General features: G+C 62.0%; 23 protein-coding genes. 10 read left to right on the plus strand and 13 right to left on the minus strand.

Annotation, left to right across the window (positions count from 1 at the left end; all coding sequences use genetic code 11):
• Window positions 1-36 precede the first annotated feature (36 nt).
• Window positions 37-492 (plus strand): MarR family winged helix-turn-helix transcriptional regulator, encoded by a 456-nt coding sequence (locus tag ISP19_RS13855; protein WP_204683008.1) that lies wholly within the window; start codon window positions 37-39, stop codon window positions 490-492.
• 10 nt (window positions 493-502) lie between these two features.
• A complete protein-coding gene (locus tag ISP19_RS13860; protein ID WP_204683009.1) occupies window positions 503-934 on the plus strand; it encodes an organic hydroperoxide resistance protein in 432 nt (143 codons plus the stop codon).
• Between the two features lie 70 nt (window positions 935-1,004).
• On the opposite strand, the gene ISP19_RS13865 is transcribed toward ISP19_RS13860, so the two are convergent.
• Complete coding sequence (locus ISP19_RS13865; RefSeq protein ID WP_204683010.1) at window positions 1,005-1,490, minus strand: FKBP-type peptidyl-prolyl cis-trans isomerase; 486 nt, start codon at window positions 1,488-1,490, stop codon at window positions 1,005-1,007.
• Between the two features lie 37 nt (window positions 1,491-1,527).
• Window positions 1,528-2,760: an MFS transporter gene (locus tag ISP19_RS13870; RefSeq protein ID WP_204683011.1), complete on the minus strand. Its 1,233-nt coding sequence runs from the start codon at window positions 2,758-2,760 to the stop codon at window positions 1,528-1,530.
• Between the two features lie 197 nt (window positions 2,761-2,957).
• Here ISP19_RS13870 and ISP19_RS13875 point away from each other — a divergent pair, with 197 nt between their 5' ends.
• The gene (locus tag ISP19_RS13875; RefSeq protein ID WP_204683012.1) at window positions 2,958-4,277 is read left to right on the plus strand and encodes a DEAD/DEAH box helicase; all 1,320 of its coding nucleotides are present in this window, start codon (window positions 2,958-2,960) and stop codon (window positions 4,275-4,277) included.
• A gap of 113 nt (window positions 4,278-4,390) precedes the next feature.
• Here ISP19_RS13875 and ISP19_RS13880 read toward each other — a convergent pair whose 3' ends face one another.
• Together ISP19_RS13880 and ISP19_RS13885 are read right to left on the minus strand one after the other, a co-directional pair.
• The gene (locus ISP19_RS13880; RefSeq protein ID WP_284384692.1) at window positions 4,391-4,957 is read right to left on the minus strand and encodes a GNAT family N-acetyltransferase; all 567 of its coding nucleotides are present in this window, start codon (window positions 4,955-4,957) and stop codon (window positions 4,391-4,393) included.
• On the minus strand, window positions 4,954-5,703 hold the full coding sequence (locus ISP19_RS13885; RefSeq protein WP_204683013.1) for an SDR family oxidoreductase: 750 nt from the start codon (window positions 5,701-5,703) through the stop codon (window positions 4,954-4,956). Before ISP19_RS13885 ends, ISP19_RS13880 begins: the two co-directional genes overlap by 4 nt.
• A 110-nt stretch (window positions 5,704-5,813) precedes the next feature.
• Between ISP19_RS13885 and ISP19_RS13890 the strand changes: the two genes are divergently transcribed.
• The 4 genes from ISP19_RS13890 (at window position 5,814) to ISP19_RS13905 (ending at window position 10,190) form a co-directional block, all read left to right on the plus strand.
• On the plus strand, window positions 5,814-7,667 hold the full coding sequence (locus tag ISP19_RS13890) for a DEAD/DEAH box helicase (protein WP_204683014.1): 1,854 nt from the start codon (window positions 5,814-5,816) through the stop codon (window positions 7,665-7,667).
• A gap of 243 nt (window positions 7,668-7,910) precedes the next feature.
• Window positions 7,911-8,720 (plus strand): dioxygenase family protein, encoded by an 810-nt coding sequence (locus ISP19_RS13895; RefSeq protein WP_204683015.1) that lies wholly within the window; start codon window positions 7,911-7,913, stop codon window positions 8,718-8,720.
• A gap of 250 nt (window positions 8,721-8,970) precedes the next feature.
• Complete coding sequence (locus ISP19_RS13900; RefSeq protein ID WP_204683345.1) at window positions 8,971-9,363, plus strand: MAPEG family protein; 393 nt, start codon at window positions 8,971-8,973, stop codon at window positions 9,361-9,363.
• 11 nt (window positions 9,364-9,374) lie between these two features.
• On the plus strand, window positions 9,375-10,190 hold the full coding sequence (locus ISP19_RS13905) for a CPBP family intramembrane glutamic endopeptidase (RefSeq protein WP_204683016.1): 816 nt from the start codon (window positions 9,375-9,377) through the stop codon (window positions 10,188-10,190).
• Window positions 10,191-10,194: 4 nt separating this feature from the next.
• On the opposite strand, the gene ISP19_RS13910 is transcribed toward ISP19_RS13905, so the two are convergent.
• Complete coding sequence (locus tag ISP19_RS13910) at window positions 10,195-10,782, minus strand: Maf family protein (protein WP_284384691.1); 588 nt, start codon at window positions 10,780-10,782, stop codon at window positions 10,195-10,197.
• A gap of 111 nt (window positions 10,783-10,893) precedes the next feature.
• Window positions 10,894-11,367, minus strand: a complete 474-nt coding sequence (locus ISP19_RS13915) for an Lrp/AsnC family transcriptional regulator (RefSeq protein ID WP_204683018.1) — start codon at window positions 11,365-11,367, stop codon at window positions 10,894-10,896.
• A gap of 159 nt (window positions 11,368-11,526) precedes the next feature.
• Here ISP19_RS13915 and ald point away from each other — a divergent pair, with 159 nt between their 5' ends.
• Window positions 11,527-12,645, plus strand: coding sequence for an alanine dehydrogenase (gene ald / locus ISP19_RS13920; RefSeq protein WP_204683019.1), 1,119 nt, complete (start codon window positions 11,527-11,529; stop codon window positions 12,643-12,645).
• A 65-nt stretch (window positions 12,646-12,710) separates the two neighbouring features.
• Here ald and ISP19_RS13925 read toward each other — a convergent pair whose 3' ends face one another.
• The 6 genes from ISP19_RS13925 to ISP19_RS13950 all read right to left on the minus strand — a co-directional run bounded on the left by ISP19_RS13925 (window position 12,711) and on the right by ISP19_RS13950 (window position 16,358).
• Window positions 12,711-13,580, minus strand: a complete 870-nt coding sequence (locus ISP19_RS13925; RefSeq protein WP_204683020.1) for a class I SAM-dependent methyltransferase — start codon at window positions 13,578-13,580, stop codon at window positions 12,711-12,713.
• A 31-nt stretch (window positions 13,581-13,611) separates the two neighbouring features.
• Window positions 13,612-14,064, minus strand: a complete 453-nt coding sequence (locus ISP19_RS13930) for a GNAT family N-acetyltransferase (RefSeq protein WP_204683021.1) — start codon at window positions 14,062-14,064, stop codon at window positions 13,612-13,614.
• Window positions 14,065-14,116: 52 nt separating this feature from the next.
• Complete coding sequence (rlmH, locus tag ISP19_RS13935; RefSeq protein ID WP_204683022.1) at window positions 14,117-14,587, minus strand: 23S rRNA (pseudouridine(1915)-N(3))-methyltransferase RlmH; 471 nt, start codon at window positions 14,585-14,587, stop codon at window positions 14,117-14,119.
• A 10-nt stretch (window positions 14,588-14,597) separates the two neighbouring features.
• Window positions 14,598-14,984: a ribosome silencing factor gene (gene rsfS / locus ISP19_RS13940; protein ID WP_204683023.1), complete on the minus strand. Its 387-nt coding sequence runs from the start codon at window positions 14,982-14,984 to the stop codon at window positions 14,598-14,600.
• Between the two features lie 193 nt (window positions 14,985-15,177).
• Window positions 15,178-15,828: an NrsF family protein gene (locus ISP19_RS13945; protein ID WP_204683024.1), complete on the minus strand. Its 651-nt coding sequence runs from the start codon at window positions 15,826-15,828 to the stop codon at window positions 15,178-15,180.
• A 5-nt stretch (window positions 15,829-15,833) separates the two neighbouring features.
• On the minus strand, window positions 15,834-16,358 hold the full coding sequence (locus ISP19_RS13950; RefSeq protein WP_239556846.1) for an RNA polymerase sigma factor: 525 nt from the start codon (window positions 16,356-16,358) through the stop codon (window positions 15,834-15,836).
• A gap of 300 nt (window positions 16,359-16,658) precedes the next feature.
• On the opposite strand from ISP19_RS13950, the gene ISP19_RS13955 reads away from it, so the two are divergent.
• Complete coding sequence (locus ISP19_RS13955) at window positions 16,659-18,383, plus strand: cytochrome c biogenesis protein DipZ (RefSeq protein ID WP_204683026.1); 1,725 nt, start codon at window positions 16,659-16,661, stop codon at window positions 18,381-18,383.
• A 30-nt stretch (window positions 18,384-18,413) separates the two neighbouring features.
• Window positions 18,414-19,043 carry a peptide-methionine (R)-S-oxide reductase MsrB gene (msrB, locus tag ISP19_RS13960; RefSeq protein ID WP_239556821.1) on the plus strand — a complete coding sequence of 210 codons (630 nt, stop codon included), beginning with the start codon at window positions 18,414-18,416 and terminating at the stop codon, window positions 19,041-19,043.
• 520 nt (window positions 19,044-19,563) lie between these two features.
• Here the strand turns inward: msrB and nadD are convergent.
• Entirely contained in the window at window positions 19,564-20,208 is a 645-nt protein-coding gene (gene nadD, locus ISP19_RS13965) for a nicotinate-nucleotide adenylyltransferase (protein ID WP_204683027.1), read from the minus strand.
• Window positions 20,209-20,275: the final 67 nt, after the last annotated feature.

A 20,275-nucleotide genomic window follows, 5' to 3' on the forward strand; every position in this document is an offset into this window, starting at 1 on the left:
TTGTACACAATTAAATTTGATGCTATGTTATTTGCCATGAGCAGCCCCATCACCCCTACCCTGCTTCTCGACGAACAGCTGTGCTTTGCGCTGTACGCCGCGTCACGCCGCATGACAGCGGTCTACCGGCCATTGCTAGAAGCATTGGAGCTGACCTACCCGCAATACCTGGTGATGTTGGTGCTGTGGGAGCGTGACGGGCTGACCGTGCGCGAACTCGGTGTACGCCTGCAACTGGACTCCGGCACGCTCACCCCCCTACTCAAACGCCTGGAACAGAGCGGCCTGGTGCAGCGCCGCCGCCGGCAGAGCGACGAGCGTGAAGTGGAAATCACGCTGACCGAAGCCGGGCGTAAGCTGCACGAACGTGCGGCCGAAGTGCCGCGCTGCCTGGCCGAACGACTTTGTATGTCCGTCGACGCCTTCGTGCGCCTGCGCGACGAACTCAAATCCCTCGCGGCCCAGCTGGCCGCTCCCTCCGACGACGACTGAGACCAAGACCATGAGCAACCCAACCAAGGTTCTGTACACCGCTACTGCCACCGCCAAGGGTGGCCGTGAAGGCCACATCCACAGCAGCGATGGCGTGCTGGATTTCGATCTGAAGTTGCCGAAGGAACTGGGCGGCCCAGGCGGCCACGGCAGCAATCCGGAGCAACTGTTCGCCGCCGGCTACGCGGCCTGCTTCGAAGGTGCCGTGCGCTTTGTGGCACGTGAAAAGAAGATTGCTTTGAAGGAAGCTTCGGTGACCGGCCATGTCGGCATCGGTCCGCGTGACCCGGCGGGTTTCGCGATTGCGGTGAAACTGGAAGTAAGCCTGCCCGGCATCGATCGCGCCGTGGCACAGGAGTTGGTGGACGTTGCTCACCGCGACATTTGCCCGTACTCGCATGCGACGCGCGGCAATGTGGATGTGCAGATCTCGCTGGTCTGATTTTTATCCGCGATGAAAACAACAACGGCGCCCTTGGGCGCCGTTGTTTTGCAGCTATTTTAAAAGCGCCTCAGTGCGCCTCGGCACCCGGCGGATGGGCATGACCGTGCTGAATCTCTTCCTCGGTCGCGTCGCGCACTTCCTGGACCGCCACATCGAAGTTGAGCGTCTTGCCAGCCATCGGATGGTTAAGGTCGACATCGACCGTGCTCATGCCGACCTTGTGCACCGTCACCGCACGCTGACCACCCTGCTTGAGCGCCAGCACCGTCACCATGCCCGGCTTGAGATGCCTGGCTTCCTGGAAATACTTCTTCGGCACGCGCTGGATCTGACCTTCCTGGCGCTCGCCATAGCCTTCGGCCGGCGCAATCTCCACCTGCAGCGTGTCACCGGCACCGTGATCTTCCAGCGCCTTTTCCAGCCCAGGAATCAACTGGCCGTGGCCAAGCAGAATCCACAACGGCTGCCCGCCCTCGTGCGAGCTTTCAACCTTCTCGCCGTCCACGGTAAGCGTGTAGTGGAACGCGATGACCTTGTCCTTACCAGCCTTCATTGCCTGTCTCTCGGTAGAAGCGAAAGGGGCGATTCTATCAGCTACGCGACTGACCGAAGCCCACGCCACGCGCCTCCGGCCCCAGCCAGACCAGCAGCGCCAGCAACACCGCCACCACCGCGATCCACAGCGACATCACCAGTGGCAGCCCCAGTCCATCCTGGCTGGCCAGCCAGGATTGCGCCGTCGCCGTGCCCGCCGCGATCAGGTTGCCCATCTGATAGGCAAAACCCGGCAAGGTGCCACGCACCGCATCCGGCGATAGTTCGTTGAGATGGGTCGGCACTACGCCCCAGGCGCCCTGCACCATCACCTGGATCAGAAAGGCGCCAAGGCCCAGCAGCAAAAGAGAGCCCCCGTACGTCCACAACGGAATCACCGGGATCGCCAACAAGGCCGAGATGATCATGGCGCGGCGGCGGCCGATCTTCTCCGACCATGCGCCAAAGAAAATGCCGCCGACCAAGGCCCCCAGATTAAGCAATGCCACCAACACGAATGCTGCGCTCGAGCCGGTCGGCAGATGCAGATTCACTTCCTCGAACGTGTGGTACATGTCCTGCGAGCCGTGACTGAACATGTTGAAGGCGGCCATCAGGCACATCAGGTAGATCGCCAGCTTCCAGTGCCCGCGCATAGCCTCGCCCAGGCTGCGCTTGCCGTGTTCGGCCAGACTCGCCTCCCAGGCCGGCGATTCCGGCACCTTGCGGCGGATATACAGCACCAGCAAAGCCGGCACCGCGCCCACCACGAACAGGCCGCGCCAGCCGATGTGGTCCACCAGCAGCCAATTCACCAGTGCGCCGAGGAAGAAGCCACAGGGATAACCGCTTTGCAGCAACCCCGATACCAGACCGCGTGATTTCGGCGGAATCGACTCCATCACCAGCGACGCGCCGATGCCCCACTCACCACCCATCGCCACGCCGAACAAAAAACGCATCGCCAGCAAGACCGTGATCGAGGGTGAAAACGCCGTCGCGAGTTCAAAGATCGAAAACAGAATCACGTCGATCATCAGCACCGGCCGGCGCCCGTAACGGTCGGCCAGCCGTCCGAACAGGAACGCTCCCACCGGCCGGGCCATCAGGGTCAGAAAGACGCCCAGCGTGACTTCGGTACGGTCGACATGAAACTCGTTCGCAATGCCGACGATCACGAAGGTGAAGATGAAATAGTCGAAAGCATCTAGCGTCCACCCCAGGAAACTCGCCAGCACGGTATGCCGTTGCTCGTGGTTCAACTCACGCAAGGCTGACAGGACGGACATGCGGTACTCCCGGTAAACGACTGCGGGAGGCTATCACCTTCGGCCCCAGAGGCCGACGGCCCATGAGTTGTTCATGTATACTGTCCGAACGGGTACGCCCATTCGGGCGCTGCGTTTCCCCAACGCCCCGGGCATTACATAACTAATTACAGCAACGCGGTTCTGCACGAAGGCTCCGGGTTGCACAGGAGCATTTCATGTCATTCGAATCGCTGGGCTTGGCCCCTGCGTTGTTGCGCGCGCTTGCCGAACAGGGCTATAGCGAACCCACCCCGATCCAGGCAGGCGCCATCCCGGTCGTACTGGAAGGCCACGATCTGCTGGCTGCCGCGCAAACCGGCACCGGCAAGACCGCTGCGTTTTCGCTGCCGCTGTTGCAGCGCATGTCGGGCAGCGCCCCTTCCGGCACGCGCCGCCCGCGCGCCCTGATCCTGACCCCCACCCGCGAGCTTGCCGCCCAGATCCACGACAACCTGCGTGATTACGGCAAGCACCTGCGCGTCAGCAGCGCGGTCATCTTTGGCGGCGTAAGCATGGGCCCGCAGATGCAGGCGCTGCGCCGTGGCGTGGATATCGTTATCGCCACGCCCGGCCGCCTGGTCGATCACATGCAGCAGCGCACGATCGACCTCAGCGGTATCGAGGTGCTGGTGCTGGATGAAGCCGATCGCATGCTCGACATGGGCTTCCTGCCCCCGCTCAAGCGCATCGTCGGCGCACTGCCCAAGCGGCGGCAGACGCTGCTGTTCTCGGCCACCTTTGCACCGGAGATCAAGTCGCTGGCGATGCAGTTCATGCAGTCGCCGCGCGAAGTCTCGGTGACGCCGGCCAACAGCGTAGCCACCACGGTGAGCCATCAGGTTCATCCGGTCGACGCTCCGCGCAAGCGCGACCTGCTGCTGCATGTACTGAGCAAGGACAGCCGCCGGCAGACGCTGGTGTTCAGCCGCACCAAGCATGGTGCCGACAAGCTGGTGCGTTTTCTGGAGCAGTCCGGCCTGCGCGCCGCCGCCATCCACGGCAACAAGAGCCAGAACGCACGCACGCGCGCGTTGGCCGATTTCAAGAACGGCCGTATTACGGTACTGGTAGCCACCGATATCGCTGCGCGCGGTATCGACATCGATCAGCTACCCATCGTGATCAACTACGACCTGCCCATGGTGGCTGAGGATTACGTGCACCGCATTGGCCGTACCGGCCGCGCGGGTGCCGAAGGCGTCGCGCTATCGCTGGTCAGCCATGAAGAATCCGGCTTGCTGCGCGACATCCGCAAGCTGCTCAACCAAGACATCGCGATCCTTGAAGTACCGGGCTTCGAACTGTCTTCGCCGCTGCGGCTGGATGCGCACGCACCGCGTCCGAAGCAAGGGCAGCGCCAGCAACAACGTCCGCAACGGCAAGGGGGATCGTCGCATCGTCCCCACGCGCACGTGCAGCACAACAATGGCGGCGAGCACGCCATGGGCAATCGCAAGCGTCATTCGCGCGGGCGTCGTCCGGCTGCAAAAGCGTAATCGCGCTTTGCGTAGGTTGGGTTAGCGCAGCGTAACCCAACGATGTTTTGTGGCTTCGATGAGCATCAGTTGGGTTACGCTCCGCTAACCCAACCTACCCAACCTACTGTCGATTACGTATCGGGCCGAATCAGCGCCGTAAGAATGTGGTCCTCCCACACCCCGGCAATCTGCAAATAGCGCTTGGCATACCCTTCACGTTCAAAGCCCAGCTGCGCCAGCAGTTTCGCACTGCGCTCATTGCGCGGCAGGTAATTCGCCATCACGCGATGCAAACCGAGTTCGGCAAACGCCCAGGCGATGCCCGGCCGCAGAATTTCCAGCATCAGGCCCTGCCCTTGCATCCGCGCGGCGACGCCATAGCCAAGATGGCAGGCCTGAAATGCGCCGCGCACGATATTGGCGAAAGTGAAGGTCGCAAGGATGCCCTGCTCGTCCCGATCGAACGCGATCAGCGGATATCCCCGATCCTGGCTGGCGTGGGCCCGCCCTTCGGTAATCGTCCTGATGCAATGCGCCAAGCTGTAGTACTCGGGCTCGCGCAAGGGCTCCCACGGCGCCAGATGCGCCTGGTTTTCCAGGCGATAGCGCAGCAATTTGGGTGCATCCGCCTCTTCGGCCAGACGGATATGGGTGCGTGGTGTTTGCAACGAGGGCGGGGTAATCACACGTGCGCTCACCGCTCCTGATCCGTCGGACGCAACAACACTTCGTTGATGCACATGTAATCCGGCCGCGTCACGCAAAACAAAATCGTGTCGGCGATGTCCTCGGCCTGCAGTTGGCGCATTTCACCCGCACGTGCATTTACGTTTCGCTGGCTTGCTTCGTGCGCAACGTGATTGCGTAATTCGGTATCCACCATTCCCGGCTCAATCACGCTGACACGGATATTGTCCTTATACACTTCGCGCCGCAGCGATTCGGAAAAGCCCACCACGCCGAACTTGGTCGCCGCGTAAGCCGCTGCGAGGGGATTGGCGACACGGCCGGCCACCGACGATAGGTTGACGATATGCCCGTCGCGGCGCGCACGCATGCCAGCCAGTGCAGCCTGGGTCGAAGCGATCAGGCTCAGCACGTTCAATTCCAGCATGCTGCGCCAGCGGCCAAGATCGGCTTCGGCAACGGGCTCCAGATACATCACACCTGCATTGTTGATGAGGATATCCAGGCGGCCGTAATGCCGCTCGGTTTCCTGCACGATGCGCTGCGCTTCGCTTTCGCGGCCGAGGTCGGCGACCAGTACCAACGGTTCGGCACCCAGCTCAGCGAGCTTGGCGGCAAGCTGGTCAAGCCGGTCCTTGCGCCGGGCGGCAACCGCCACCTTGGCCCCCTGCTCGGCCAAGGCCAGCGCCGTCGCTTCACCTATGCCCGAGGAAGCCCCGGTCACCAGGGCAACACGGTCTTTCAGGCGATTCTTCATGCTGTTGTCCCGATAGGCGCATCAGACCAGCAAGGGTATGCCGCTGCAGGCTGTTACAATAGTGACTATTCTCCTGCATGCCTTCGCGCATGCCACGTCGAGGTCTCCCCATGTCGTCCCCGTCTTCCGACTCCACCCCAGCCTCCGCTGGTTTCTCTGCGCTTGCGCTCACGCCGGCTGTGCTGCAAGCCCTGTCCGACGTGGGTTACGAATCGCCCTCGCCCATCCAGGCCGCGACCATTCCGTCATTGCTGGAAGGGCGCGATGTGCTGGGACAAGCGCAGACCGGTACCGGCAAGACGGCCGCCTTTGCATTGCCGATCCTTTCACGCATCGATATGCGCCCCGGCAAACCGCAAGCGCTGGTGCTGGCACCGACACGCGAACTGGCGATCCAGGTTGCCGAAGCCTTCCAGCGTTATGCCGCCCATATGCCCGGCTTTCAGGTGCTGCCGATCTACGGCGGACAAAGCTATGGCCCGCAGTTGCAGGCGCTGCGCCGCGGCGTGCACATCGTGGTCGGTACGCCGGGCCGCGTGATCGATCACCTGGATCGCGGCACGCTCGATCTGTCCGAGCTGCGCTTCATCGTGCTCGACGAAGCCGATGAAATGCTGCGCATGGGCTTTATCGATGACGTTGAAAAGGTGCTGCAAGCCACGCCGCCGCAGCGCCAGGTCGCGTTGTTCTCCGCCACCATGCCGCCGCCGATCCGCAAGATCGCCCAGCAGCATCTGAAGGATCCGGTTGAAGTCACCATCAAGGCTGCCACCACCACGGCGGCCAACATCCGCCAGCGTTACTGGTGGGTAAGCGGCATGCACAAGCTGGATGCGATGACGCGCATTCTCGAGGCCGAGCCGTTCGACGCGATGATCATCTTCGCGCGCACCAAACAGGCGACCGAAGAATTGGCGGAGAAACTGCAAGCGCGCGGCCTGGCCGCAGCGGCCATCAACGGCGATATCGCCCAGCCGCAACGCGAGCGTGTGATTCAACAGCTGAAGGACGGCAAGCTCGACATCCTGGTCGCCACCGACGTTGCCGCACGCGGCCTGGACGTGGAGCGCATCAGCCATGTGCTGAACTACGACATTCCCTACGACACCGAAAGCTACGTCCACCGCATCGGCCGTACCGGCCGCGCGGGACGCAGCGGCGAAGCGATCCTGTTCGTCACGCCACGCGAAAAAGGCATGCTGCGCGCGATCGAACGCGCTACCCGGCAACCGATCGAGGAGATGAAGCTGCCCACGGTCGAGGCCGTCAACGATCGCCGTATCTCGCGCTTCAAGCAGAACATCACCGACACCCTGGCACTCGGTGGCCTGGAACAGTTCCAGCAACTGATCGAACAGTACGAACAGGAATGCAACATTCCTGCGATCGAAATTGCCGCGGCGCTCGCGCGTATCGCCCAAGGCGACCGACCGCTGCTGATGGAGCCTCCGGCGAAGCGCGAGCGCACGCGTGAGCAGGAAGCGCGCCCCAGTCACAGCCATGACGGCGACACGCGCCGCCCCGCCCGCGAGCCGCGTCATCGCGATGGTGATCAGCAGCGCGAGTTCGCACCGCGCCAGGTGCGGCCGCATGCCACTGAAGCCGGCAAGCGCACGTATCGCATCGAAGTGGGGCACGAGCATGGCGTGAAGCCCGGCAACATCATCGGCGCCATCGCCAACGAAGCAGGACTGGAAAGCCAGTACATCGGCCGCCTTAGCATTCGTGGCGACTACAGCCTGATCGACCTGCCCGACGGCATGCCGGGCGAAATCTTCCAGCATCTGAAAAAGGTGTGGGTGAACCAGCAGATGCTGCGCATTAGCGAGTGGGATGGCAACGACGATAGCGCTGGCGAACATCCGCCACGTAAACCGGGGTTCCGGCCCGCGCATACGCGGGGTCATGGCGGGAAACCGCGTCCGCATGGACATGGTGGTGCGAAGCCGCCGCGTCGGAAATAAGCAACACCGCGAAGTTTCGTCCAGCCGTCATTTTCGCTGATGCGGGAATGGCGGCACGCTTCGATGAAGACCCTGGCACACGTCGGCGACTTACGTTGCACCGACTTGTCCTTTGAGGGGCGAATGGCCAAAGCCACGCCCCCATTGTTTCGCGGCAAGCAACGATGCGTTCCAGACCGCCGCCCACTTCAACGATCCCAGGCAGCCCATACTTATGGACCAGAGCATCCATAAGCCGTCGCCATGAGCACCCTGCCCAGCCTGTACATTTCACACGGTTCGCCGATGACGGCCTTGCATCCCGGCAAGACCGGCGAACGTCTGGCTGAACTGGCGTCCAACTTGCCGCGCCCCAAGGCCGTTGTGATCGCCACGGCACACTGGCTGGCCCATCAGCCAACCGTTGGCGGCGCAGCGCAACCGGAAACCATCCACGATTTCTACGGTTTTCCGCGCGAACTGTTCGAGATTCGCTATCCCGCGCCTGGCGCACCGGAACTCGCCGAGCAGATCAGGCAGCGACTCAGGCATGCGGGCCTTTCAGCACAGCTCGACGCCACACACGGGCTCGACCACGGCGCATGGGTGCCGCTGCGTCTGCTCTATCCGCATGCCGACATCCCGGTCGTTCCATTGTCGATCCAGCCGAACCTTGGTCCGGCGCATCAATACGCCGTCGGCCGCGCGCTGGCTCCTTTGCGCGAACAAGGTGTGCTGGTGATCGGTTCCGGCAGCATCACGCACAACCTGCACGATTTCCGCGCCGGTTACAGTGAAGAACAAGAGGCACCGTACGTGCGCCCGTTCACCCACTGGATCGAGCAAACGATGCAAGCCGGTGACGTCCAGGCACTGCTCAATTACCGCCGACTAGCGCCATTCGCAGAACGTGCGCATCCTACCGACGAACACCTGCTGCCACTTTATGTCGCACTGGGCGCAGCGGGCGAGCACGTTGCCGCAAAGCGCATCGATGCAGGCGTCGACCTGGGTTTTCTGGCGATGGATATCTATCGCTTCGACATGCACGAAGCCGCTGTCACCGCAGCGTGACCGCAACTGCCAGCAACGGCTGGACAGAACAGTAAGCGATACAAGCCGCCAGCTTCGGAAACGTCATCGCAAAATCCTTGGCCATCGCTTTCGCTATCGATCCCGGCGTTCTGACTTCTGGCTTTTGAACCCGTCCCCACGTCCTCCGGTGTCCTGCGCCGTCAATATGTCGTTGGGCCTCTCCGGCCCTCCCCACAGCTTCGCACCAAACCGCTACAGTGACGGCACCTTGTCAATGAGCGTAATCATGATCCAGAACCTGCCCGCCCTGGTTACCCTGCTGACGGTTATCCTGCAGTTCGGCACCATGTATGCCGTAGGGCATGCACGCGGGAAATACCGTATCGAAGCGCCGGCGACCAGCGGACACCCAGCCTTCGAGCGCGCCTACCGCGTGCAAATGAACACGCTGGAAAGCACGCTGATGTTTCTGCCTGCGCTGTGGCTCGCCGCGCATTACGGTTACGTATTGTGGGCAGGCGTCGCCGGCCTGGTTTGGGTCGTAGGCCGCATCTGGTATGCGCTGGCCTATCTGCAGAATGCCAAGAAGCGCGGCCCCGGCTATCTGGTAGGCATGCTGGGCTGGGCCGCGCTGGTCGTCATGGCCGCGCTGGGATTGGGCCGGGCAGTGCTGGGCGGTTAAAGCAACGCATCATGGCAGTGTGGCCGATCAAGCCGGACGAACCGATTTCGTCACCCATGATGGACGGCGACGGGCGCGCGCCGCGTGTGGTGTACGCGCTCGGCTTGATCGTGATGTATTTCCTGCTGCAGCTTGCGGCGGGCGCCATGGTCAGCTTCGTGGCAGCGCTGCTGGAAGCGGCCCGTCATCCGGACCTATCGCATGCGCAGGTACATGAGCGAGTGATGACCTTGCTCCAGCGCCCTGACAGCAATGCCCTGCTCGTCATCCTGGTGTTGCCGCTGATCGCGCTGTTGATGCTCTGGTTCGTGCATCGAACCTGGCCAGGCTTGTGGGCAAATCCCAGACCACCGGGATTTGGCCTTACGGCCCCCTCATCCGCGAACTGGTACGTGCTTGGGTTGCTGATCGGATTGGCGATGCCACCGATCGGCGCCGTGATGACGCAACTGCTGGCGCACGGTCAGCAAGTCACGCAGAACGTCGAGGAAATCAGCCGCCACGCGTCCGGCAACCTGCGCTTGCCCCTGGCGATCGTGGCGGTGACGGTGGGTCCGCTGATCGAAGAGTTGTTGTTCCGCGGCGTGCTGCTTTCCGCACTGATGCATCGCCTGTCGACACGCTGGTCAGTGGTGATCTGCGCAGCCTTGTTCGGTGCCGTGCATCTAAGCGGGCTGGATTTTCAGTGGTATGCCATACCGAACCTGATGTTGCTGGCTGCCGCCTTATGCTGGCTGCGCCTGAAATCGGCCTCGCTATGGCCGGCGATACTCGCGCACAGCGTCTACAATCTGTTTGCGTTGATCGCGTTGTTCGCCGCGACCTGATCGTTCATGCCCGCGCCGGGATGGCCGCATGGAAGTTTTTCAGCAGGCGCGAAGTCTCGAACAACGGCAGGCCCATGACGCCGGAATAACTGCCTTCCAGATGTTCGATCAAGCCCGCACCGCGCCCCTGGATCGCGTAGGCACCCGCCTTGCCGAAGGGTTCGCCGCTGGCGACATAAGCCGTAATAGCAGCCTTATCGAGCTTCGCAAAACGCACTCTCGAAATACAGATATCCCCCTGCTCAAGCTCGGCCGCCACCAGCCATACGGCGGAAATGACCTCATGCGTGCGGCCGGACAGGCGATGCAACATCGACGCCGCATCATCCGCATCGCGCGGTTTGCCGAACACATCGCCATCAAGCACTACTTCCGTATCCGAGCCAAGCACGATGGCATGCTCACGATCGTGCGGCGATAACTGCGCAAGCCCGGCACGCGCTTTATCGCGCGCAACCCGATGCACATAGTCCTGCGGTGATTCACCGACAGCCCGCTGCTCCAGCACATCGACATTCAAAACTGAAAAAACCACGCCAACCTGCTCAAGCAACTCCCGGCGGCGTGGTGATTGCGAAGCCAAATAAAGCACACGCACTCCTTATCGATTAAAAAGCATCAAGCCCCCGAGAAGTAAGCAAGCGCGTGTCACTGAACGCTTCCCTCTCACTTCTCACTCCTCATTACTCACTCCTAGCTCCCGCTACACCGGCAAGGCGGTCGTCTTCTTGACCGTACGCAAGGCCAGTGTCGACTGCACGCGCACCACGCCGGGCAGTTGGGTAAGGATCTCGGTATGGATGCGTTCGAAATCCGCGGAATCGGCATACACCACGCGCACCATGTAGTCAGCTGCGCCGGCAAGCAGGCAGCACTCGGTCACCTCCGGATGCCGCTGGATGGCGGCCTCGAAAGCATCCAGGGCGGCACGCCCCTGTTGATCGAGCGTCACCAGCACGAAGGCCGTACCTGGCAAGCCGGCCACTTTTTCATCCAGCAGCATCACGTAGCGGGATATCAGCCCGCGCTCTTCAAGCAGCTTCACCCGTCGTAGGCAAGCCGACGGCGACAGATTGATCTGTAGGGCCAAGTCCAGATTGGCCAGACGCCCATCCTGCTGGAGCAATCGGAGGATGGCCCGGTCGCGGTCGTCCAAAGGCGGATGATTACTCGTCATGGATTTCACATCTTTCGGAATATTTCGCATCCCATGCGGAAAATTAGCAAATCGATCACCTTAATAAAAGAGAAATTGCGCAATGTCTCGATCATACTGCCACCCGCGCGAAGCCGGGAGAACCGGCGCGTCTTCAGCCCTTTTCTAGAGAGAACAATCATGCGCATCGGTGTACCGAAAGAGATCAAGAATCACGAGTACCGCGTAGGCCTCGTTCCGTCGTCCGTGCAGGAACTCGTGCACAACGGCCATCAGGTGATGGTCCAGAAGGATGCAGGTATCGGCGCGGGGCTGACGGATGCCGACTACATCGCTGCTGGCGCCACGATCGTCGACAATGCCGACCAGATCTTCGCCGAAGCCGACATGATCGTGAAGGTAAAAGAGCCGCTGGCGGTCGAACGCAAGAAGCTCCGCAAGGGCCAGATCCTGTTTACCTACCTGCACCTGGCGCCCGACGCCGAGCAGACCCATGACCTGATCGCCTCCGGCGCGATCTGCATTGCCTATGAAACCGTCACCTCCAACAACGGCTCGCTGCCGCTGCTGACCCCGATGTCCGAGGTCGCCGGCCGTCTGGCACCGCAGGTGGGTGCCCATTCGCTGGAAAAGGCCCAGGGCGGCCGCGGCGTGCTGCTTGGCGGCGTGCCGGGCGTAGCCGCTGCTGAAGTGGTCATTCTGGGCGGCGGCGTTTCCGGTACCCATGCAGCCACCATCGCCGTCGGCATGGGCGCCAAGGTCACGGTCGTCGACCGTTCGGCCGAAGCCCTCAAGCGCCTCGCCACCCAGTTCGGCACCTCCATCTCCACCGTGTTCTCCACCCGCTCGGCGATTGAGGAACTGGTGCGCCGCGCCGACCTGCTGATCGGTACCGTGCTGGTGCCGGGTGCTGCCGCACCGAAGCTGGTGACGCATGACATGGTGCGCAGCATGAAGCCGGGTTCGGTCATCGTTGACGTAGCCATCGACCAGGGCGGCTGCGTGGAAACCTCGCACGCCACCACCCACTCCGACCCAACCTACGTGGTCGACGGCGTGGTGCATTACTGCGTGGCCAACATGCCCGGCGCGGTTGCTCGCACCTCGACCTTTGCGCTCAACAACGTCACCCTGCCGTTTGCCCTGTCCCTGGCCAACCACGGCTGGAAGAAGGCGCTGGCGCAAGACGCGCACCTGCGCAACGGTCTGAACGTGTGCGAAGGCAAGGTCACCTGCGAGCCGGTGGCCCAGGTTCACAACCTGCCCTACGTGAAGGCTGAAACAGCTATCGGCATGTAAGCCGATCTGCATGCGATGTCCCTGCAACATGTGTGCAGGGACATCGTGTCAAACAGGCGCCACGCTTATACCCTGGCGCACATCACTCGTCCGCCGGTGCGCAATCCATCCTTGCGGCGATACAGATAGCGCCGGTTCAACACATCCGGTGTGCAGGTTTCGGCTTCGCTGAACCCAAGATCCAGCAATTGCTGCTGCAATACCTGCGGATCGAACGCGGAAACCCAGGGCTCTCCAGCCGCCGCCGCGCGCTGCCCCATCACTTCGCCGATCACCCGTTCAATCGGATTGAGCATGGACGCCGGCACGCGATAGTCGAAACAGATCGAGCTACCTTGCGGCAAGCAGGCGACAAAGCCCAGCGTTTCCATGATTGCGGCTTCGGTGAGATACATCGTGACACCAAGCCAGGAGAAACAGGCGGCCTGATCGCTACGAAAGCCAGCCTCAGTCAACCCTTGCCCCAATGTCCCATGCTCGAAATCGACCGGCGCGTAGATCAGGTTTTCCGGCACAGGAATTCCCGCCTGGCTAAGGCAGCGCCGCTTCCATTGTTGCGTCGAAGGATGATCGACTTCGAACACGCGAAGACCCGTCTTGCCATGCGGATTGCGATAGGCAAACGTATCCAGGCCCGCGCCAAGCACCACATATTGCCGAACGCCCGCTTGCACCGCATGGGCCAATTCATCTTCCGCAACCCGGCTGCGCACGACCAGCGCGGCGCGCAAGCCGCGCATCATGGGTTCGTTGTATTGATAGGGATCTTCGCGCATGGCCGCCTCGGTTTCTGCGCCAAGGATCGGCAAGGCAAGCGGGTCCTCCAGCACGATGGGTTCATCCAGCAGCTGATGCGCAGCGCGCTGCAGGGCCACTAGCAGCGCCGTGCGACTGGGCTCACCGGTTCGGATAATGTTTTCGGGCGTCATGGTCATCGTGCAGCTCCATGCTGTGCACACGAATGTATCAGCTCAGCATCAAGCCATATTCACAAAACACCTGATCGCGCTCCCACCCCAGCGATTCATACAGTGCCTGCGCAGGCTTGTTATCCAGTGCCGTGGTCAACGCGAGGCTTGCAGCCCCCAGCGCGCGCGAATGTTCCGCCGCCGCCAACAGCAAGGCCTTGGCTACGCCGTGCCGGCGCGCCTGCACGGAAACGAAAAGATCATTGAGCAAGTAAGTGCGCACTGCACGCACCGAGGAGAACAACGGATAAAGCTGGATGAAACCAAGGCCCGTACCCTGCTCATCGCAAGCCAGCAAAATCACCGATTCATGATGAGCAAAGCGTTCGGCAAGAAAGCTCCGCGCACGTGCAGGATCCGGCGGCTGCCGGTAGAACTGCCGGTAGCCATCGAACAGCGGCACAAGTGTGTCAAGGTGGTGGACAGTGGCCTGATGAATCGTGAAGCGCATGCGGACTCCGGTGGCGATGCAGACGCACACGGAGGCTTGCCTAAGCCTGCCACTATGCGCGGTGATAAGGGTGACCGGCGAGCAAGCTTGTTGCGCGATAAAGCTGCTCGGCCAGCACCAACCGCACCAGCATATGCGGCAGCGTGAGCGGACCCAATGACCACTTTTGATCGGCACGCGCCAAAACATCGGGCGAGTGGCCATCGGGTCCGCCGATCAGAAAGGCCAGGTCCCGCCCGGCCATGCGCCACTTCGCAAGTTGTTCGGCAAGCTCTTCGCTGGACCACGTTTTGCCGCGTCCGTCGAGAGCAACCACATGGATATCGCGCGGCAGCGCGGCAAGGATCGCCGCGCCCTCGTCCTGTATCGCGCGCGCATCGTCACGGCCCTTGCCACGCGCGCCGGGCCTTAGTTCGATCAGTTCGATAGGCAAATCGTGGGAGAGCCGTTTGCGGTATTCGGCAAACCCTTCTGCAACCCATGCGGGCATGCGTTCGCCGATGGCGATAAGGCGAACGCGCATGCCGGATTTATTAACTGGCTAGGGCGGCTTCGCCCTGGGCGTCGCGGTCACCCACCGTCCACAGGCGTTCCAGCCCGTAGAACTCACGGATGCGCGGCAACATGACGTGCACGATCACGTCTCCCAGATCCACCAGCACCCACTCCGCTTCCTGCTCGCCTTCGACACCAAGCGGCATCACGCCCGCCTTTTTGGCGAACTTGACCACTTCGTCGGCGATGGATTTGACGTGGCGTGCCGAGGTGCCGGAAGCAATCACGAGCAGGTCGGCGATGGAAGTTTTGCCGCGCACATCGATCTCACGAATGTCCTTGGCTTTCAGATCTTCGAGTGCGGCGATGACGGACTTGCGCAGGACGGCCGTGGTGACGGCCTTGGTATGGCGGGCAGCAGTCAAGAGCTAGGGCCTCTCAGCGTATCGACGGCGCGGGATCGCGCGAGCCCAGTATATCCGCCCTGCCATGGCAACACGTCAAGCGGATGTTTCAGGTGCGGGGTATCCCATCGTGGCGACAAGGCCAACCGCCCGGAAACGTCTCCGGCGCGGAGCCTCCACATCAACCGGGCCGTGCAGCACCGAAACCGGGGGCTCAATGCCTGGACAGCAGCCGGCCGCCCATCATCGCATTGACGCCCACCACGATCGCGATGGCCAGCGCGTGCATTAGCAGGTCCGACGCGGTGGCATCGACGTTGTGGCAGATCTCCAGCAAACAAGCCGAAGCCGAAGCGCTGGCGAGCCCCGTCATCACCGCTGTCAGCGTCGGTCGCAACGGACAAGCGCGCCGCAAAAGCCAGACCAGGAGCGCCGAGAGCGGCACCGAAAAGCTGATGATGAAGATCAGGCAATGATTGGCCTCGTGCATATCCATCACGGGCAAGCCGGGAATATGGGCGCGCAGACAGCCCAGGCCACTGGCCCCGATCCACAGCATGGCACTGGGCAACGGCAGCCACGCCCAGGCCAGGGGCCGCCCCGGCACCGCCAGCACGAACGCCGCCAACACCGCCGTCACGGCGGTAACCAGCGCCCCGCATGCAGCCCAGCCGAGGTCCGGCGCAACAGCCCAACGGTGCAGCATGGTGTGCGCGCCGTAGCGCACGAATAGCACCGCGGCAATCACCGCCACGACTGCCAGCCAGCCGAGCGCACGCTGCCACGGCGGCAGCAGACGCCGGACCGGCGTCAGCTCGGCACCGAGCGTGTCGATCAGGGCTTGATGGCGTACCGGCTCGGACATCGGGCTCAGGGTTCTCCGTTCAGGCGATCGCGCAGCGTTTTCAGCGCGCGGTGCAGGTTTACTTTCAACGCGCCGGTCTTGCGGCCGGTGCTTTCGGCAGCCTCGGCCAGCGAGCGCTCCTTCAAGCCGAGCTGCTCCACTGCTTCACGCTGGCCGGGCGGCAAGGTATCGATCGCTGCACGCAAACGCGTGGCCTCCTGCTTGCGCTCGGTATCCGCGCTGGCGTCGTCACGATCGGCGTGCATTTCGTAAGCCAGTTCGTCGTGGACTTCGCGCCGGTCGCGCCGGCCATGACTGCGCAACACATCAATGGCGCGGCGGCTCGCAATGGCCGACAGCCATGCATCGAAAGAACGCGCCGGATCAAAGGTGTGACGCACGCGATGCACGGTAAGCAGGGTTTCCTGCACCACATCGTCCAGCGCATCCAGCGCCACACCTTGTCGCCTGGCCACCGCCCGAATCAGCGCAACCGAATCGCTCAACAGGCGCGAATAAGCGCGCTGGTCGCCAGCTTGCGCGGCGGCCATCCACGCCGCCCGCTGCCGGTCAGCCTGCTCGTTGGCACTGATGGATTCGGTTGACACAGCCTTGACGGTATCCGGGACCTTGCGTGGAAGCCCACGTAGTAGGGCCCACGGACCATCAAAGGTCAAGGTGCCAGCAGTCAGGGTCGGTGACATGACATGCGTTATCCCGCTTGCTGCTACATGGCCTTTATTCGCTGGCCGCGCAGCACTGGTTACGCTGCCAATAAGCTGACTCGCACTTGTAACCGTATCGCCCCATTTGGCGAATACTCACCAGAAGCCGAATCTAGAGCCGATGTCATGATCTTGCTGATCCTCGCCTTTCTGGGCGGCGTGTTGACCATTCTCAGCCCGTGCATCCTGCCCGTCCTGCCGTTTGTATTTGCACGCGCCGACCGCCCGTTCGCGCGCAATGGCCTGCCGATGCTGATCGGCATGGCGCTCACATTTGCGCTGGTTGCCACGCTGGCCGCAGTCGGCGGCGGCTGGGCGGTGCGCGCCAATCAATATGGGCGTTACATCGCGCTGATCGTGCTGGCGATGCTCGGCATCACCCTGCTCTCTTCGCACTTTGCCGAATGGATCTCCCGACCGTTCGTGAAGCTGGGTAATCGGTTGACCGAACATTCGGATGCACAAAACGATTCCCCCTGGTCGGCAGCAGGACTGGGAGTGGCGACCGGACTGCTATGGGCGCCGTGCGCCGGACCGATCCTGGGATTGCTGCTGACCGGTGCCGCGATCAAGGGCGCCAGTGTGCAAACGACGCTTTTGCTGCTCACCTACGCCGCCGGCGCTGCGGTTTCATTGGCGCTTGCCTTGCTGGTCGGCGGCCGCGTTTTTGGCCTGATGAAGCGCTCGCTTGGTGCCGGGGAATGGATACGCCGCGCACTGGGCGCCTTGGTGCTCTGTGGTGTCGCCGTGATTGCGCTTGGTGCTGATACGGGACTGCTGACGCGCGTCTCGCTGGCCAGCACCAGCAGCATCGAACAAAAGCTGATCGATGCCGTGACTCCCGCGCCAGCTACGGCAGCCCCTGCGCCCAAGGCCGGCGATGCGCTGCCGGTAGAAGGCGAACTGCCTTCGCTCGCCGGCGCGACCCAATGGTTCAACAGCACACCGCTGACGCCTGAATCGCTGCGCGGCAAAGTGGTCCTGGTGGATTTCTGGACGTACTCCTGCATCAACTGCATCCGCACGCTGCCTTACGTAAACGCATGGGCGCAGAAATATCGCGATCACGGCCTGGTAGTGATCGGCGTACATTCACCGGAATTCGCGTTCGAGAAGGATCCAGCCAACGTCGCCAAGGCGATCAAGGATTTCGGCATTACCTACCCGGTAGCGGTGGATAGCAACTACGCCATCTGGCAAGCCTTCAACAACGAATACTGGCCGGCGCATTACTTCATTGATGCGCACGGCCAGATCCGCGCACATCATTTTGGCGAAGGCGACTATGCAGGCAGTGAAGACATGATTCGCCGCCTGCTGACGGACGCCGGTTACAAGAATCTTCCCGGTGGCTATGTACAGCCGGGTGCCACCGGCGCAGAGGCGGCCAGCTCCGGAGATGTCAATCGATCACCGGAAACCTACGTGGGCTACGCACGCAGCGAAAATTTCGCCGGTGGCCAGATTGCCCACGACGATCCCTGGAACTATCACGCGCCTGCCACGCTGCAAGTGAATCAATGGGCCTTCAACGGCGACTGGACGGTCGGCGAACAAAGCGCCTCGCTGGACAAACCCAATGGCAGCATCGTCTATCGATTCAGCGGCCGTGATATGCACTTGGTGCTGGGCCCGGGCAAAGACGGCAAACCCGTGCGCTTTCGCATCACGATCGATGGCAAGACGCCCGGCGACGATCACGGCGCAGATATCGATGCCGAGGGCAACGGCACGGTAACCAGTCAACGCTTGTATCAACTGGTACGCCAGGCGCACGGCACCGGCGACCGCGTCGTTGAAATCACTTTCCTCGATCCGGGCGTACACGCCTACGCCTTCACTTTCGGCTGATCGCAACAACATAAGCAACAGGAGATTCGCATGGGCTCCACCTTCGACCATAACGCGATGGATCGCCGCCGCTTTCTCTTCACCGCGCTGGGCGGTGGTGCCGTCCTGGCGATAAGCGGCGTATCCGCCCTGCGCTGGCTCGGCGGCGGCAAAGGACAAGGCGTCATGAGCGCAGCCGCACCCGTCGCGGCACCCGCCCAGGATCTGCTGTTGGAATGCTTTGCCGACGACGATGGCCACAACCTTGGGCCATGCCATGTGCAGAAGTTGGTGTTGACCGATGCACAGTGGCATCAGCGCCTTTCCGATGCGGCGTTCTACGTGATGCGCCGTGCGGGCACCGAGATGGCGTTCAGTGGTCCTCACGAAAAACCGAACAGCAAAGGTTTGTATCGATGCGCGGGCTGCAACACTGCCCTATTCGATGCGGCCACGCAATTTGATTCCGGCACTGGCTGGCCGAGCTTCTGGCAGCCGATTGCCAAGCAGAATGTGATTGAAATTCGTGACACCAGCTACGGCATGGTCCGCACTGCCATCAGTTGCGCGGGATGCGATAGCCATCTGGGGCATGTGTTTGATGATGGGCCGGCGCCGACTGGGTTGCGGTATTGCATGAATTCGGTGGCGATGAGTTTTGTGGCGTTTCGGGTGAGTTGATGCGATTGGTGTTGGGTCGCATTGCTATGTATTTCGCTGATTGAGGCATTGCCTGCGGCGCTTTCGGTCCCTAAAGGGCCCGAGTCACTTTTCTTTGCTGGCCCAAAGAAAAGTAACCCAAAGAAATGGCCTCAAAAGCTCGTGGCACTGTGCAGGTTACAAGCCTGAACGATTACGCCATGCCCTGTTGGTTAACAGGCCACGCTTACACAGTGCCGCTATACCGCGAGGCGTCGAAGCGGTGAGGCGATAAAACAAATACGGCGAGCTTTAAGCCCTCAGCGCCCCGACGCTCGCGGTATAGCGGGGGCGCATAACCATAGGCCATTAACTATTCCATCGCCGCCATCGCTCAGGCTTTTATCCCACCCACGCCACGAGCCTTTCAGGCCATTTCTTTGGGTTACTTTTCTTTGGGCCAGCAAAGAAAAGTGACTCGGCCTTTAGGCCGAAAGCGCCGCAGGCAATGCCTCAATCAGCGAAATACACGCACCTTGGCACCATGCAGACACAAAAAACCTCAGTGCCCAAACGACTCCCGATACGGCGCCAACAACGCTGAATCATCAAACAGCCCAGCCGGCAACAGATAACGCGGATCCCGCCCCGCAGCGAGCAATTCACGAATACGCGTCGCCGAAACCTCCAGCGGCGTCGCCATCAACTCAACCACCCGCCCGGCCGGTTGCGCCCGGATGATGTTCAAATCCTCCGTCCGCCGCGGCGCTACGGCACGCTCCAGTTCCACCGGTATACAGGCCTCAACCCCCGGCCGGTTGAGCACGCCGATGTGCGTCACCTCAAACAGATCGCGCCAGCGATACCAGCTGCGCAAACCCGCGAAGGCATCGGCACCAAGCAGCAGTACCAGCGGTCGATCTCCGAATTCCCTGCGGAACTCGTGCAGCGTATCGATGGTGTAGGAAGGTCCGCTGCGATCAAGTTCCCGCGTGTCCAGGGTCAGACGTGTCTGACCGCTTAGCGCGGCTCGCAGCATGTTGACGCGTTGTTCCGCACTTGCCGTCGGCGGCAAGCGATGCGGGGGCACGCTGGCCGGCATCAGGCGCACTTCGGCGTCGAGCAGTTCTGCCGCTTCCCAGGCGACGCTGAGATGGCCGATATGGATCGGGTCGAAGGTGCCACCAAAGATTGCGAGCGGTTTCATGCAGATGCATCCAGCTTGCTACTCCCACTCCCCTTTGGGAGCAGGGTTGGAGTGAGGAGGCAATCGT

This window comes from Dyella flava, from assembly GCF_016904955.1.
Classification (GTDB): domain Bacteria; phylum Pseudomonadota; class Gammaproteobacteria; order Xanthomonadales; family Rhodanobacteraceae; genus Dyella_B; species Dyella_B flava.

Bases quoted from the DNA above. Each gene is read 5' to 3' on its own strand.
- ISP19_RS13855 (WP_204683008.1), top strand. From the start codon at position 37: ATGAGCAGCCCCATCACCCCTACCCTGCTTCTCGACGAACAGCTGTGC.
- ISP19_RS13860 (WP_204683009.1), top strand. From the start codon at position 503: ATGAGCAACCCAACCAAGGTTCTGTACACCGCTACTGCCACCGCCAAG.
- ISP19_RS13865 (WP_204683010.1), bottom strand. From the start codon at position 1,490: ATGAAGGCTGGTAAGGACAAGGTCATCGCGTTCCACTACACGCTTACC.
- ISP19_RS13870 (WP_204683011.1), bottom strand. From the start codon at position 2,760: ATGTCCGTCCTGTCAGCCTTGCGTGAGTTGAACCACGAGCAACGGCAT.
- ISP19_RS13875 (WP_204683012.1), top strand. From the start codon at position 2,958: ATGTCATTCGAATCGCTGGGCTTGGCCCCTGCGTTGTTGCGCGCGCTT.
- ISP19_RS13885 (WP_204683013.1), bottom strand. From the start codon at position 5,703: ATGAAGAATCGCCTGAAAGACCGTGTTGCCCTGGTGACCGGGGCTTCC.
- ISP19_RS13890 (WP_204683014.1), top strand. From the start codon at position 5,814: ATGTCGTCCCCGTCTTCCGACTCCACCCCAGCCTCCGCTGGTTTCTCT.
- ISP19_RS13895 (WP_204683015.1), top strand. From the start codon at position 7,911: ATGAGCACCCTGCCCAGCCTGTACATTTCACACGGTTCGCCGATGACG.
- ISP19_RS13905 (WP_204683016.1), top strand. From the start codon at position 9,375: ATGGCAGTGTGGCCGATCAAGCCGGACGAACCGATTTCGTCACCCATG.
- ISP19_RS13915 (WP_204683018.1), bottom strand. From the start codon at position 11,367: ATGACGAGTAATCATCCGCCTTTGGACGACCGCGACCGGGCCATCCTC.
- ald (WP_204683019.1), top strand. From the start codon at position 11,527: ATGCGCATCGGTGTACCGAAAGAGATCAAGAATCACGAGTACCGCGTA.
- ISP19_RS13925 (WP_204683020.1), bottom strand. From the start codon at position 13,580: ATGACCATGACGCCCGAAAACATTATCCGAACCGGTGAGCCCAGTCGC.
- ISP19_RS13930 (WP_204683021.1), bottom strand. From the start codon at position 14,064: ATGCGCTTCACGATTCATCAGGCCACTGTCCACCACCTTGACACACTT.
- rlmH (WP_204683022.1), bottom strand. From the start codon at position 14,587: ATGCGCGTTCGCCTTATCGCCATCGGCGAACGCATGCCCGCATGGGTT.
- ISP19_RS13945 (WP_204683024.1), bottom strand. From the start codon at position 15,828: ATGTCCGAGCCGGTACGCCATCAAGCCCTGATCGACACGCTCGGTGCC.
- ISP19_RS13950 (WP_239556846.1), bottom strand. From the start codon at position 16,358: ATGGCCGCCGCGCAAGCTGGCGACCAGCGCGCTTATTCGCGCCTGTTG.
- ISP19_RS13955 (WP_204683026.1), top strand. From the start codon at position 16,659: ATGATCTTGCTGATCCTCGCCTTTCTGGGCGGCGTGTTGACCATTCTC.
- msrB (WP_239556821.1), top strand. From the start codon at position 18,414: ATGGGCTCCACCTTCGACCATAACGCGATGGATCGCCGCCGCTTTCTC.
- nadD (WP_204683027.1), bottom strand. From the start codon at position 20,208: ATGAAACCGCTCGCAATCTTTGGTGGCACCTTCGACCCGATCCATATC.